We start from the raw sequence: 14823 nt of genomic DNA, 5'->3' as shown, positions 1-14823 counted from the left end.
TAAAAAATCCTCCAGTTTGTTTTTTATAACAGTATACTGGAGGAAGGAGTGATTGGATAGATACCTTGTTATTGGGCAGTTACGTTTGATATAATTTAGGTAAATAATTATAAAAAGCTATTAGGCGTTTTAATGAAATTTTTATGGTATACTGATGATAAAACGCTAAGGGAAGGTAACCTATGATAAAAATATTATTGATTGAAGACGATTTAAGCCTTTCTAATTCAGTCTTTGATTTTTTAGATGATTTTGCAGACGTTATGCAAGTTTTTGATGGTGAAGAAGGTATTTACGAAGCGGAAACAGGAGTTTATGATTTAATTCTTTTAGATTTAATGTTACCTGAGAAAGATGGTTTTCAAGTATTAAAAGAATTGCGTGAAAAAGGGATCTCAACTCCTGTTCTGATTACGACAGCCAAGGAAGGCCTAGATGATAAAGGACATGGGTTTGAATTGGGTGCAGATGACTATCTCACAAAACCATTCTATTTAGAAGAACTCAAAATGCGTATTCAAGCATTGTTAAAACGAGCAGGGAAGTTCAATGAAAATACTCTAACATACGGAGATGTTACTGTCGACTTATCTACAAATACCACGACAGTCAACGGTCAAGAAGTAGAATTGTTAGGGAAAGAGTTCGATTTGTTGGTATATTTCTTACAGAACCAAAATGTGATTTTACCTAAAACACAGATTTTTGATCGTATTTGGGGATTTGATAGTGATACAACCATTTCAGTTGTTGAAGTTTACGTATCGAAAGTAAGGAAAAAATTGAAAGGAACTGCATTTGGAGAAAATCTTCAAACTCTTCGTAGTGTCGGTTACATTTTGAAAAATGTCTAAGCGATTTAAAAAAATTATTTCAACAGATAAATTTTCCTTTTTTATCAGATATTTTGCTGTTTTTACACTCATTTTCGGATTAATGACCGCCATTATCTTCCAGTTAATGCGCTCAACTATGTATCAGACTTCTGATTCAACACTGGCTCGTATCAAAGATGCCCCTGCTTTGGTGGTTGGTTTTGCCATTGCACGGACCTATGAACCAAATTCAGAATTCATTATTCAAGATGGAAATATTGCTGATGAAAGTGATTCTGCAGAATCTAATTCAGATATACCAAACTCCCCTAAAAATCAGAAAGACGATCAGTTGAAACTTGGTTACAATACACATGTATTGCTTTATTCAAAAGATGGTCAAGTAGTTAACCCCGATAGCTTTACCGGTTTGTCTGATTTATCCTTAGACAAGAAAAATTTAGGCGAAATAAAGGAAGTAACGGTTGATTCTACATTCGGGGGTTCAGAAGATTATCGTTATGTTACTATTGAATTGGCGCCAGATGACCTTGGCTATTATTCTTCCTATGATATTAAATACGCGACAATTTTCGTGAATGTGAGTCAGATAAAATCATCCATTGAGACGTATGAAACTGCTGTAGCTATTGTCATGGTATCTGCTTGGCTTATTTCCATCTTGGCTAGTATTTATCTGTCAAATTTGAGTATGCGACCTATCTTAATTAGCTATCAAAAACAAAAGGATTTCGTTGAGAATGCTAGTCATGAATTGAGAACACCTTTAACTGTGTTACAGAATCGTTTGGAAGGTCTTTTTAGACATCCAAATGCAACCATTTTGGAAAGTAGTGAGAGTATAGGATCAAGCCTAGAGGAAGTTCGTAATATGCGTATGTTAACTACGAATTTACTGAATTTAGCTCGTCGAGATGATGGTTTCAAATTAGATATAGTTGAAGTCCCACCTAGCTATTTTGATGAAATCTTTGAGAATTACATGATGATTGCAGATGAAAATGGTAAAACAGTCACGGTTAATAATTTGATTGATCAACCAATTCGGACCGATAAGGTGTTGGTAAAACAGCTTCTAACCATCCTATTTGATAATGCAATGAAGTATACCGAAGAAGATGGCGCTATACAAGTGACAGCCAATATTAAAGATAAGTTAGTTTACTTTACGGTAGCAGACAATGGATTGGGTATCAGTGATAGTGATAAAAAGAAAATTTTCGATCGATTTTATCGTGTAGACAAGGCCCGTACTCGGAGCAAGGGTGGGTTTGGTCTCGGTTTATCCTTAGCCTTACAAATTTCCAATAGTTTGAAAGGCACAATCACTGTGCGGGATAATCAGCCTAAAGGAACTATTTTTGAGGTAAGATTACCGAGATAAAATAAGAAAAATGATAGGAATGTGGCCTATCATTTTTTTGTCGGTTCAAAAGTATGATATACTAGGATGGAGGAGAGGAGTAGGTCATGAAAAAGAAGAGTTACTTAATTATATTAATCATATTGGCTTGCACCCAGTTGACAGGCTGTTCATACTTTCCTCAAAAAGAGGATTTTAGCAAGGTAATCAGCGGAGAAGCATCACAAGAAGCTAAAGTCCTTGAAAATGAGTTGCAACAGATGAGGGAGGAAGTTGCTGATTATTTTTATTATCAACAATTAGACACTGATGAGGAACGCCGTGTCTACCTCCAATTAGCTAATGGTTTGCGTACCTTCAAACAGCAGATTACAATTGACAGAGTAGACGATGAGACCTATACGCGTGCATTTTTCTCTGTAGCAAATGATTTCCCTGAGTATTACTGGATGACTGACGCAATGAGGGATGGCATTGATTATCAGGACCTTTCTGAGCCTGACTATCCGTTGCAGGTTGAAGAAGAAAGTGAAAAAATAGCAACTTTGGCACAATCTATCGTTAGTCAAGCTCCAAAGGATCACGTATACGATACTGTGAAATTCTTCTATGAATACATTATTCAGCATACGGATTATAATCTTGCAGCTTTGAGTGATAGTCAGATTAGTTGGGACAATCAATCCATAAAATCAGTTTTGCTAGCTAATAGCTCGGTATGTGCAGGGTATAGCCGAACCTTTCAATATTTATGTAAATTGGCTGGGATAGAAGCTGTCTATGTATCTGGTAATGTGACTGGAACAAATGGTGAAACCATTGAACACGCTTGGAATTTAGTGAAGATTGATCAGCAATACTATGGTGTAGATTCAACCTGGGGTGATCCAGTCTTTGAAGAAGCTATGGGGAGTCAAGCGCAATCTACTATTAGCTATGACTATCTATGTGTTCCAGATTCCATCTTGTATAGAAATAGAGTTGCTGATGTGGACTTACTGAGTTATTGGGGAACAGAATATCCATATACGGAAAGACCACTTGTCTATCCTTCTTGTACTGACAATGCCTTAAATTATTACGTTCAGCAAGGCACTTATTTTGAGAATTTTGATGAGGAATTAGTCGTTCAAACTGTTTCTAATCTTTATCAGGCAGGTCAGCGCCGGATTGCGTGTCAATTTTCTAATCAAGCAGCCTTGAATCAAATGGTGGAATATGCAGCTTCGGGTACGAATCGACTATTTGAAGTACTGGGCTGGATTGAAACTTACCAATATCTGTACAATGAACAGACCTTAACATTTGAATTAGTATTAGACTAGAAAAAAAGAAGTCCTTGATAGACTTCTTTTTTATTATGCAAGTTTTGATGCAAGACGTGCTTTGTCGCGGCTTGCTTTGTTTTTATGAATCAAACCTTTAGTTTCTGCTTTATCGATTGCTGAGCTAGCAAAGCGGAAAAGCTCTTCAGATGGGTTAGCTTCAAATGCTTTAATTGCAGTACGCATAGCTGATTTTTGTGCTGAGTTTTTTTTGTTTTGTTTAACGTTCAATTCAGCGCGTTTGATAGCTGACTTAATGTTTGCCAATGGTTTCACCTCCACCCTTTCTTGTACTAACTATAACATTATACATGAAAACACTGCATTTGACAAGTGAAATTTATTTTTTTAAGTAAATTTCATCGATTTCGTGATTCAATCCTTTGTGTAGGATGATATCTGCTCGGTTTCGTGTCGGTTCAATATACTTTTCTAGGTTGGCCAAGTTAATATTTTTCCAGATACTTTGAGCCATTTCAATGACTTCTGCAAATGGTAAATGTGTGAACCGATGGTAATAGTTTGTGGGATCTTTTTCAGCTAGTTTCAGCAATTTTTGGAATCGTTCCAAGTACCAGGTTTCAATATTATCCACGTCAGCATCTACATAAATCGAAACATCAAAATAGTCGCTCACATACAATCGTTGGTTTTGAGGATTTTGGAATACGTTGATGCCTTCCACAATGAGGAAATCAGGTGCTTCAATGGTTTGATAAGAATCTGGAACGATATCGTAAATTTCGTGTGAATAAGTAGGAATGCTAAAAGATTCACCATTTTTTATAGTATCCACAAAATTCAGTAACAGCTCCATATTGTATGATTCAGGAAACCCTTTTTTGTCAAGAAGACCTTTTTCTTGAAGCTCTGCATTTGGATAAAGAAATCCATCTGTCGTAACCAACTCAACTTTTGCATGCCTAAATGTTTGGGAAAGTAATATTTGCAGAAGTCTACTGGTTGTAGATTTTCCGACAGCAACACTACCAGACACACCTATGATAAAGGGTTGTTCTTCGATTTTCTTTTGTAAAAACAAACTTTTTGAAAAGGTTAAATCCGTGCGAGCTTTACGATAAATGCGAATGAGATTGATCAATGGTAAATAGACGTCCGAAACTTCCTGGAGTTTTATATTATCATTGAAACTCTTTATGGAGTTTAGATCTTCTTGTGTAAGTGGAACTGTCGTATGGCGGTGAAGTTGTTGCCAGGTTTCTCTGCTAATGCGTTCAAAATTTATAAATTCATTTTTCATGGGCCTATTGTAGCACGATTTAGATTTCAAGTAAAATATCTTGTAAACGCTTTTTGGAAATGATATAATTAAGACATGTCAAATATGTATTACGAGAAAAATCCAAGTACTGCACATGATATTCATGAACTTCGTGTTCTTTTACTGGATACCCCAATGACATTCCAAACAGACGCAGGGGTATTTAGTAAGAAAATGATAGATTATGGAAGTCAGGTGCTTTTAAAGTCTCTTCATTTAGAAGAAGGAAAGTCTTTGCTTGACGTAGGTTGTGGCTATGGTCCGATTGGCTTAACACTTGCAAAGGTCTATCATGTTGACACTACAATGATAGATATCAATAACAGAGCCTTGGCATTGGCTGAAAAAAATGCTACACTAAACAATGTTGCTGTCGACATTTTCCAATCCGATATCTATGAAAATGTGACAAAACAATTTGATTATATTGTTTCAAACCCTCCAATTCGCGCTGGTAAGGCGGTTGTTCACCAAGTGATTTCAGGAGCTAAGAATCATCTATCCGAAAATGGCACGCTTACTATTGTAATTCAGAAAAAACAAGGTGCACCAAGTGCAAAGGCTAAGATGGAAGAGGTTTTTGGAAACTGTGAAATTATCAGGAAGGATAAAGGATATTATATCCTCGAAAGTGTGAACAAATGAGAGCAGTTGACTTAATTCAAAAAAAAAGAGATGGTTTAGAATTATCTTCAGATGAGATCAAATGGTTGATTGACGGTTACGTAGCTGGAACTGTTCCAGATTATCAGATGTCTGCTCTTGCGATGGCTATTTACTTTAAGGGCATGTCAACGCGTGAAATTTCAGATTTAACCATGTCTATGGTTGCAACGGGTGAACAGATTGATTTATCGGCCATTCCAGGTATAAAAGTGGATAAACATTCTACTGGTGGTGTTGGTGACAAGGTCACCCTGATTCTTGCCCCTCTGGTTGCAAGTTTTGGTGTTCCTGTAGCAAAAATGAGCGGTCGTGGTTTAGGCCATACTGGTGGTACACTAGACAAGTTAGAATCGATTAATGGTTTTCAAATTGAAGTTAGTCAAGAAGATTTTATTAAACAAGTCCAAGAAACTGGTGTTGCAGTAATTGGCCAATCTGACAATCTGGTGAAAGCAGACAAATTACTCTACGCCCTTCGGGATGTCACTGCCACAGTTGATATTATTCCTTTAATTGCAAGTTCTGTCATGTCTAAAAAAATTGCAGCAGGTGCAGATGCGATTCTTCTAGATGTCACTGTTGGTGAGGGGGCTTTCATGAAGACTGTGGAGGATGCGCGTGTTCTTGCACAAACCATGGTTGATTTAGGGAAAGCTGTTGGCCGTAAAACAGTCGCAGTTCTGACAGACATGTCACAACCAGTAGGGACTTCAATTGGTAATCGATTAGAAATTTTAGAAGCCCTTGAAATATTGCAAGGGAGAGGTCGCGAGGATGTAACCAATTTCATTTGCGAGTTAGCACATATCATGTTAGGTCTTGCGAATGTTGAAAAAAGCGTTGAAGAAGTTAAACAGCATATTGATAATGGCCTCGCATTGAAGAAGTTTGAGGAAATGGTGCTTGCACAGGGTGGTGATTTATCTGATCTCTACCGACCTGTAGAAGTGTCACACCAAGTTCCTGTTTATGCAGAGAAAGACGGTTATATCGTTGCTCTACCAGCATTGGAGTTTGGCTTATTTGCCATGAAACTTGGTGCAGGTCGCGCTGTAAAAACGGATCAATTGGATTACGAAACGGGAATTGTTTTCCATAAAAAAGTAGGTGAATCTGTTGCAGAAGGTGAACAGATTGCGACAATATATGCCAATGAAAATATTTCGGAAAATATGCTTACAAATTTTCAAAAAAATGTTAAAATAGATAAAGTAAGTGTAAAGACGAAAGAAATTATTGAAATAATTTATTAATGTACGGAGAAAACCATGAGATTGAATAAATATATTGATCATACAATCTTAAAACCAGAAACAACACAAGAACAGGTTGAAAAGATTCTTTCTGAAGCAAAAGAATATGATTTTGCTAGTGTCTGTGTAAATCCAACATGGGTTTCATTGGCAGCAGAAAGCCTGAAAGACAGTGATGTTAAAGTTTGTACAGTAATTGGCTTCCCTTTGGGAGCAAATACTTCTGCAGTTAAAGCCTTTGAAACCAAAGATGCTATTGCTAATGGTGCTGATGAGATTGATATGGTGATCAATGTAGGTGCTTTAAAAGCAGGAAATGATGCCTTGGTTTTGGATGATATTAAAGCAGTTGTAGATGCTAGTGGTGATAAACTTGTTAAAGTAATCATCGAAGCTTGCTTATTAACAGATGATGAGAAAGTGAGAGCTTGTCAATTGTCAAAAGAAGCTGGAGCTGATTATGTGAAGACTTCTACCGGTTTTTCAACTGGTGGTGCTACAGTTGCTGACGTCGCCTTGATGAGAAAAACTGTGGGTCCAGACATGGGCGTTAAAGCTTCTGGTGGTGCACGTTCTTATGAAGATGCTATTGCCTTCATCGAAGCTGGAGCATCTCGAATTGGTGCATCGTCAGGTGTAGCAATTATGAACGGAGCACAGGCGGATGGAGACTACTAATTTAATAGAACTAGTTGTAGACAATAGCAAATATGCCTATGTGCCCTATTCACATTTTCCAGTCAGTGCTATTCTTGTTACAAAGTCTGGGCAACTATATTCAGGTGTGAATATAGAAAATGCTAGTTTTGGGTTGACGAATTGTGCCGAGAGAACAGCGATTTTTAAAGCAATCTCCGAGGGAGTACGTGACTTCTCTGAAATTATTATTTATGGTGAAACAGAGAAGCCAATATCTCCTTGTGGAGCATGTCGCCAAGTTATGACGGAATTTTTTGATAAGGATTTAAAAGTGACTCTTGTCGCTAAAGATAAATCGACAGTCGTGATGACAGTCGGGGAATTACTTCCATATTCTTTTACAGACTTATCTTAGTCTATATGGGCAGTCTAATGACTGTAGCAATCTCATTCTGCAACACAATAGTTGCAAAACTTTTTTTAGGAGGGTTCAGAAATGAACAAGAAATTTGTTGGCCTTGGTCTAGCTTCAGTTGCAGCTCTTTCTTTAGCAGCTTGCGGAAGCCGTACTGCAAAGAATGATTCGTCATCATCTGATAGTGCTTCAAACATTAAAGCAGCAATTGTTACCGATATCGGTGGCGTTGATGACCGTTCATTTAACCAATCTGCGTGGGAAGGTCTTCAAGAGTGGGGCGATGCAGCGGGTCTTTCTAAAGGTAATGGTTATGACTATTTCCAATCAGCAAGTGAATCAGACTACATTACTAACCTTGATTCAGCAGTTTCAGGTGGTTACAACCTAATATTTGGTATTGGTTTTGCGTTGGAATCAGCGATTAAAGAAGTGGCTCCAAACAACCCAGATATACACTATGTTATCGTTGATAGTGTTGTTGCTGACGAAGATAACGTAGTTAGCGTTGGTTTCGCTGACCATGAAGCTTCTTACCTTGCTGGTGTTGCGGCTGCTAAATCAACTAAAACGAAACAAGTTGGTTTTGTCGGTGGTATGAAAGGTGAAGTTATCGACCGTTTTGAAGCTGGTTTTGTAGCTGGTGTTAAATCTGTCGATGAGTCAATCAAAATTGATATTCAGTACGCTGGTTCATTTGGTGATGCTGCTAAAGGTCAAACTATCGCTGCTGCTCAATACGCTGCAGGTGCAGATATTATCTTCCACGCTTCTGGTGGTACTGGTAATGGTGTGTTTGCCGCTGCTAAAGCTGAAAACGAAACTCGTAATGAAGCAGATAAAGTTTGGGTAATCGGTGTTGACCGTGACCAATCTGCAGAAGGTGCTTACACTTCTAAAGATGGTAAAGAATCTAACTTTGTATTGGCATCTACTTTGAAACAAGTTGGTGCAGCAGTAAAAGATATTGCTACAAAAGCTGAAAATGGTGAATTCCCTGGTGGTGAAATCGTTCGTTATACTCTTGCTGATAAAGGTGTAGAGTTGGCTGAAACTAACCTTTCAGATGATGCTGCGAAAGCTGTTGCTGACGCAAAACAAGCTATTCTTGATGGTAAAATAGAAGTACCAGAAAAACCATAAGTTTTATATTGATGAATTCCGAAAGGGCGTCCACTCGGTCGCCCTTTTAGAAGCTGAGATTTTTCTCAGTAAAGCCTATCATAATTGGTAGGTTTTACTGGTAAAAATGGTACAGTTAGCTGGAATAAACCTGCTAGTAACCCTACTTTCTTAAATGGGAATTAGTGGTTGGCAGTCGGCTCACTCTGTTTAACTGTAATCAGAAAGGAACTAGATTATGACTAAGGATTATGTCATTGAGATGCGTAATATCACCAAAATATTTGGTGAGTTTGTTGCCAACGACCATATTAATTTGAATGTCAGACGTGGAGAAATTCACGCCCTTTTGGGTGAAAATGGTGCGGGTAAATCGACACTTATGAATATGCTTGCAGGCTTATTGGAGCCTACAAGCGGTGAAATTGTCATTAATGGTAAGGAAGTGAAAATTGATTCCCCTTCCAAAGCTGCACACTTGGGTATCGGGATGGTCCATCAACACTTTATGTTAGTGGATGCCTTTACTGTTGCTGAAAATATCATTTTAGGTAGTGAAACTACTAAAGCCGGTGTTATTGACCTTAAGAAGGCTATTGCAGAAATTAAAGAACTCTCTGCTCGCTACGGTCTTGAAGTAGATCCGACTGCAAAAGTTGCGGATATTTCTGTAGGGGCACAACAACGTGTGGAAATTTTAAAAACACTGTATCGTGGTGCAGACTTATTAATCTTTGATGAACCAACTGCTGTACTTACTCCGGCAGAGATTGCAGAGCTGTTGAAGATTATGAAGACCTTAGTCTCAGAAGGCAAATCAATTATTTTGATTACGCATAAATTGGATGAAATTCGTGCTGTTGCAGATAGTGTAACGGTTATTCGACGTGGTAAATCGATTCAAACTGTGGCAGTTGAAGGAGCAACTAACCAAGATTTGGCTGAATGGATGGTTGGGCGTTCTGTTTCTTTCAAAACAGAGAAAATTGAATCCCATCCAAAAGAAGTTGTTCTTTCTATTAAAGATTTGGTAGTCAATGAAAACCGCGGTATCCCAGCAGTGAAAGGTTTATCTCTTGACGTACGTGCAGGGGAAATAGTGGGTATTGCAGGTATTGATGGCAATGGACAAAGTGAATTGATTCAAGCAATTACTGGACTTCGTAAAGTGAAATCTGGTTCTATCACGATTAAAGGTGAGGAAGTGGTTGGTAAATCACCACGTAAGATTACTGAGATGCAGGTGAGTCACGTTCCTGAAGATCGTCACCGCTATGGTTTAGTGCTTCCGTTGACCGTTGCTGAAAATATTGCTCTACAAACTTACTATAAAGAACCAAATTCTAAAAATGGTATTTTGAATTACACAGCGATTAATGAAAAGGCCCGTCAATTGATGCAAGAATTTGATGTGCGTGGTGCAAGTGAATTAGTTCCAGCAAAAGCTCTTTCTGGTGGTAACCAACAAAAAGCGATTATTGCAAGGGAAATCGATCGCAATCCTGATTTATTGATTGTCAGTCAACCAACACGTGGTTTGGATGTTGGCGCCATTGAATATATTCGTAAACGTCTTATTGCTGAACGGGATAAGGGGAAAGCAGTATTGGTTGTCAGCTTCGAATTGGATGAAATTTTGGATGTATCAGACCGTATTGCTGTCATCCACGATGGTGTCATTCATGGTATTGTTGATCCTGCTAAGACAAACAAACAAGAATTGGGTGTCTTGATGGCTGGTGGTCATATCGAGGAGGGAGAAGTACATGCTTAAGAAATATCAAACACTACTATTACCATTGCTAGCGGCAATCAGTGGCTTAGTGCTTGGGGCAATCATCATGTTCATTTTTGGCTATGATCCAATTTGGGGATATGAGGAATTATTCTACTCTGCTTTTGGGAACATCAAATCAATCGGTGAGATTTTCCGTGCAATGGCTCCTTTAATCTTTACTGCGTTAGGATTCGCAGTCGCAAGTCGCGCAGGTTTCTTCAACGTTGGTTTGTCTGGTCAAGCCTATGTCGGCTGGGTCTTTGCAGGTTGGTTTGCATTGTTAAATCCTGATTTACCACGACCAGTTTTGATTTTGGCTACGGTTGTGATAGCGATGGTAGCAGGTGGTATTGCTGGCGCAATTCCTGGTATCCTTCGTGCCTATCTCGGAACGAGTGAAGTTATTGTTACGATTATGATGAACTACATCATTCTCTATTCATGTAACTATATCATTCGTGATGTATTTTCAGAAAATTTGATGAAAAATACAGATTCTACAATTAACGTTTCTGCTAACGCCTCTTATCAAACAGAATGGTTGCGAGCTCTAACGAACAACTCACGGATGAATATTGGTATTTTCTTTGCCATTATTGCTGTCATAGTTATTTGGTTCTTACTGACAAAGACAACGCTTGGTTTTGAAATTCGTTCAGTGGGTATCAACCCAACTGCATCTAACTACGCTGGTATGTCAGCTAAACAAACGATTATTCTATCAATGGTTATTTCCGGTGCTTTAGCTGGACTTGGTGGTGCAATCCAAGGGTTGGGAACTTTCCAGAACGTTTATATTCAAAGTGGTAATTTAGATATTGGATTCAATGGTATGTCAGTTGCCCTACTGGCTTCGAACTCACCACTGGGAATTCCTTTTGCAGCATTCTTATTTGGTACACTTTCTGTAGGTGCACCTGGTATGGTTCGTGCACAAATTCCACCAGAATTGATAAACGTTGTTACAGCGTCCATTATTTTCTTCATTGGTGTGAAGTATATCTTTGAACTATTTTTGAATTCAAAAAAAGTAGCGAAAGGAGCTAAGTAAGATGAACTTATCTATTTTAACCCTACTCATTTCGCAAATGCTCATTTATTCAGCACCTTTGATTTTCACAAGTCTTGGAGGAGTATTCTCTGAGCGAAGTGGTATCGTAAACGTTGGTTTGGAAGGAATCATGGTTATTGGTGCCTTTGCTGGTGTTGTCTTCAACATTGAATTTGCTGAAACTTTTGGTAAAGCTACACCATTTTTAGCGGTCATTGTTGGTGGTTTGGCTGGTGTTGTCTTTGCCGCTATCCATGCGATAGCCACTATTAACTTTAGAGCGGATCATGTAGTTTCTGGTACCGTATTGAACTTACTAGCACCTGCACTCGGTGTTTTCCTTGTTAAGGTTCTCTATAATAAAGGACAAACTGATAGTATTCGTGAGTCTTTTGGTAAGTTCTCTTTCCCAGTATTGGCAGATATTCCTGTTATTGGTGATTTATTCTTTAAAAATACAAGTTTGATGGGTTATGTCGCTATACTGACTGCATTTGCTTCTTGGTTTGTTTTGTATAAAACAAAATTTGGTTTGCGACTTCGCTCTGTTGGTGAACACCCTCAAGCAGCTGATACCCTTGGTATCAATGTATACGCAATGCGTTATGCAGGTGTACTGATTTCAGGTTTCTTAGGCGGTGTTGGTGGTGCTGTAAGTGCCCAATCTGTTAATATCAACTTCTCGGCGACTACGATTGTTGGTTCTGGATTTATTGCCTTGGCGGCAGTTATCTTCGGTAAATGGAACCCAATTGGTGCAATGCTTGCTAGTCTATTCTTCGGACTATCACAAAGTCTTGCGGTTATTGGTAGTCAATTGCCTGGTTTGAAAGATATTCCATCAGTATATCTCCAAATCGCTCCATACTTGATTACAGTTATTGCCCTTTCTGCCTTCTTTGGACAAGCAGTAGCGCCAAAAGCAGACGGTGTTAACTACATTAAATCTAAATAAGGTAGGTACACTCTCGATTTTGAGCTTGAGAATTGAGATAATCTAACAATAAAACGCATAAAATCAGTGTTTTTGGAACATAATTTTATGCGTTTTTTCTTTGTTTTTTTCCTTATGTAAAATAGCTGAGCTGAGGTGAACATTTCTGACTTGATTGGTTTTATAGTCATTTGAATTAGCTTTGATACTTCGTCACTTTCGCCTTGCAGTACTCTAGTACAGCCTGCGGCTCAGTCCCTTGTCTGAAAGCTAATTCTTTCGACTATATTCTTGATGATACTTTTTCTTCTTTTCCTAGCTACTTGTGGTATAATAATTTTTCGATAAAACGTTGAATTGAGGGAAGCATATGAGAAGATTAGTATTAAATATTGCAATGAGTCTTGATGGTTTTATTGCTAGAAAAGATGGAAGTTATGATTGGATTGAAGGACATGGTACAAATAAATATGATACCCCCTTGCAGTTTGACAATCCTTCATTTTTTCAGTCATGTGATACTGTTATTATGGGTCGTAAATCTTTAGATGATTGCCCCTTAGAGATGATTGAGGGCTATCAAGATAAGCAATTTCTTGTGGCTAGCCATGCTGACAAATCAGACTATGAAAATGTTCGTTTTGTCAAAGACATTCTTACCGAAATTGAGTGGTTACGACATGATGAAGGGGGAGATATCTGGTTGTTTGGTGGGGGCTCCCTTGTTCAAGAATGCTTGAAAGCTGGGGTCATTGATCATTTTATCATCGGCATAATCCCTACCATTTTAGGAGATGGAATTCCCTTATTCCAACAATTGCCAGAGGAACAAAAATTAACCTTAGTTGAATCAACTGTAACCGATGGAATTGGAATGTTGAGATATGATCGAAGAAATTATAGTCGAATTAATTAGCTTTCAGACAAGGAACTGAGATGCAGGTTATTAGAACAGCCTAGAGTCTGGCTGTTCTAGGTTTGAAATATGACTTACGTAACAAATCACTTTCGTGGAGTACGGCAAGCGGAAAATGACGATATATCAAAGCTAATTCAAATGGATATAAAAAAGGTGGCCTAATTGACTCACCTTTTTTGCTATTTAATAATAGAATTAGTTTTTAACACCAGCAGCGATTTCTGGGTTAGCGAAAGCATCGTCAATGATGTCTTTCAATTGGGCAGCAGATGCTTGCATTTTTTGCAATTCAGCTTCGCTCAATGGAATGTTAACTGGACGAACGATACCATGTGCACCGATGATAGCTGGTTGACCGATGAAGACATCTTCAACGCCTTCGTATTGACCAGATTGGTAAACTGACAATGGAAGTACTGAATTTTCATCGTCAAAGATAGCTTTTGTGATACGTGCAAGTGCAGCACCGATACCATAATATGTAGCACCTTTTTTATTGATGATTGAGTAAGCTGCATCACGTACAGATACGAACAAGTCTACAAGACCTTGCTCATCAATATCGCGGTTATCTTGCAACCAGTCATACAATTTCACACCAGCAACGTTTGCATGTGACCAAACAGCAAATTCAGAGTCACCGTGTTCACCCATGATGTAAGCGTGAACTGAACGAGCGTCAACACCGATTTTTTCAGCCAATGCTTGACGGAAACGAGCTGAGTCAAGAGAAGTACCAGAACCGATGACACGTTCTTTAGGGAAACCAGAGAATTTCCAAGTTGAGTAAGTAAGAACGTCAACTGGGTTAGCAGCAACAAGGAAAATACCATCGAAGCCAGATTTAACAATTTCAGATACGATTTGTTGGTTGATACGAAGGTTTTTCTCAACCAATTCAAGACGAGTTTCACCTGGTTTTTGTGGCAAACCAGCTGTCAATACAACAAGATCTGCATCATGAGCATCAGAATAATCTGCTGAATAAATTTTCTTAGGTGAAGTGAAGGCCAAAGCGTGGCTCAAATCCTCTGCGTCACCTTGTGTACGGTCTTTATTGATATCTACGATACCCAATTCTTGACCGATACCTTGGATTACAAGGGCATATGCATAAGCAGAACCTACGGCACCATCACCGACAAGGATCACTTTTTTGTGTTGTTTAGTTGCAGTCATTATCTAAACATCTCCTTAGTTTTATTTAGGGATAGCTATCCCAACCACTAACCATTCTAGCA

At 38.4% G+C, this 14823-nt stretch carries 15 protein-coding genes; 12 read left to right on the top strand and 3 right to left on the bottom strand.

The genetic code is table 11. The annotated features are described in order from the left end of the window. Positions 1–182: 182 nt before the first annotated feature. The 3 genes from ACPC57_RS02395 to ACPC57_RS02385 all read left to right on the top strand — a co-directional run bounded on the left by ACPC57_RS02395 (position 183) and on the right by ACPC57_RS02385 (position 3524). Positions 183–854 (top strand): response regulator transcription factor, encoded by a 672-nt coding sequence (locus tag ACPC57_RS02395; RefSeq protein WP_434066235.1) that lies wholly within the window; start codon positions 183–185, stop codon positions 852–854. After that, complete coding sequence (locus ACPC57_RS02390) at positions 847–2220, top strand: sensor histidine kinase (RefSeq protein ID WP_434066234.1); 1374 nt, start codon at positions 847–849, stop codon at positions 2218–2220. The genes ACPC57_RS02395 and ACPC57_RS02390 overlap by 8 nt, the downstream gene beginning before the upstream one ends. 86 nt (positions 2221–2306) lie before the next feature. After that, the gene (locus ACPC57_RS02385) at positions 2307–3524 is read left to right on the top strand and encodes a transglutaminase domain-containing protein (RefSeq protein WP_434065282.1); all 1218 of its coding nucleotides are present in this window, start codon (positions 2307–2309) and stop codon (positions 3522–3524) included. Positions 3525–3557: 33 nt separating this feature from the next. Here ACPC57_RS02385 and rpsT read toward each other — a convergent pair whose 3' ends face one another. Together rpsT and coaA are read right to left on the bottom strand one after the other, a co-directional pair. Continuing rightward, positions 3558–3806, bottom strand: a complete 249-nt coding sequence (rpsT, locus tag ACPC57_RS02380; protein ID WP_434065281.1) for a 30S ribosomal protein S20 — start codon at positions 3804–3806, stop codon at positions 3558–3560. 58 nt (positions 3807–3864) lie between these two features. Beyond that, positions 3865–4785, bottom strand: a complete 921-nt coding sequence (gene coaA / locus ACPC57_RS02375) for a type I pantothenate kinase (RefSeq protein WP_130555511.1) — start codon at positions 4783–4785, stop codon at positions 3865–3867. Positions 4786–4860: 75 nt separating this feature from the next. On the opposite strand from coaA, the gene ACPC57_RS02370 reads away from it, so the two are divergent. From ACPC57_RS02370 to ACPC57_RS02330, 9 genes are all read left to right on the top strand, one after another. Further along, the gene (locus ACPC57_RS02370) at positions 4861–5451 is read left to right on the top strand and encodes a class I SAM-dependent methyltransferase (protein ID WP_172006703.1); all 591 of its coding nucleotides are present in this window, start codon (positions 4861–4863) and stop codon (positions 5449–5451) included. Further along, positions 5448–6725 (top strand): pyrimidine-nucleoside phosphorylase, encoded by a 1278-nt coding sequence (locus tag ACPC57_RS02365; protein ID WP_434066233.1) that lies wholly within the window; start codon positions 5448–5450, stop codon positions 6723–6725. The genes ACPC57_RS02370 and ACPC57_RS02365 overlap by 4 nt, the downstream gene beginning before the upstream one ends. 15 nt (positions 6726–6740) lie before the next feature. Further along, positions 6741–7403, top strand: a complete 663-nt coding sequence (gene deoC / locus ACPC57_RS02360) for a deoxyribose-phosphate aldolase (protein ID WP_277837166.1) — start codon at positions 6741–6743, stop codon at positions 7401–7403. Further along, positions 7390–7779, top strand: a complete 390-nt coding sequence (locus ACPC57_RS02355) for a cytidine deaminase (protein ID WP_434065279.1) — start codon at positions 7390–7392, stop codon at positions 7777–7779. Before deoC ends, ACPC57_RS02355 begins: the two co-directional genes overlap by 14 nt. 81 nt (positions 7780–7860) lie before the next feature. Then, on the top strand, positions 7861–8922 hold the full coding sequence (locus ACPC57_RS02350) for a BMP family lipoprotein (RefSeq protein WP_434066232.1): 1062 nt from the start codon (positions 7861–7863) through the stop codon (positions 8920–8922). A 217-nt stretch (positions 8923–9139) separates the two neighbouring features. Beyond that, positions 9140–10675, top strand: coding sequence for an ABC transporter ATP-binding protein (locus tag ACPC57_RS02345; protein WP_217375061.1), 1536 nt, complete (start codon positions 9140–9142; stop codon positions 10673–10675). Beyond that, positions 10668–11729 (top strand): ABC transporter permease, encoded by a 1062-nt coding sequence (locus ACPC57_RS02340; protein ID WP_434066231.1) that lies wholly within the window; start codon positions 10668–10670, stop codon positions 11727–11729. Before ACPC57_RS02345 ends, ACPC57_RS02340 begins: the two co-directional genes overlap by 8 nt. Position 11730: 1 nt before the next feature. Further along, entirely contained in the window at positions 11731–12684 is a 954-nt protein-coding gene (locus ACPC57_RS02335) for an ABC transporter permease (RefSeq protein WP_418127417.1), read from the top strand. A 349-nt stretch (positions 12685–13033) separates the two neighbouring features. After that, positions 13034–13579 (top strand): dihydrofolate reductase family protein, encoded by a 546-nt coding sequence (locus tag ACPC57_RS02330; RefSeq protein WP_434066230.1) that lies wholly within the window; start codon positions 13034–13036, stop codon positions 13577–13579. Between the two features lie 198 nt (positions 13580–13777). On the opposite strand, the gene ACPC57_RS02325 is transcribed toward ACPC57_RS02330, so the two are convergent. Beyond that, positions 13778–14761 carry an L-lactate dehydrogenase gene (locus ACPC57_RS02325; protein WP_217375064.1) on the bottom strand — a complete coding sequence of 328 codons (984 nt, stop codon included), beginning with the start codon at positions 14759–14761 and terminating at the stop codon, positions 13778–13780. Positions 14762–14823: the final 62 nt, after the last annotated feature.

It is taken from the genome of Streptococcus sp. VTCC 12886 (genome assembly GCF_049893425.1).
In the GTDB taxonomy this organism is placed as follows: Bacteria; Bacillota; Bacilli; order Lactobacillales; family Streptococcaceae; genus Streptococcus; species Streptococcus suis_AA.
This window is presented reverse-complemented; position numbering and strand designations above follow the sequence as displayed.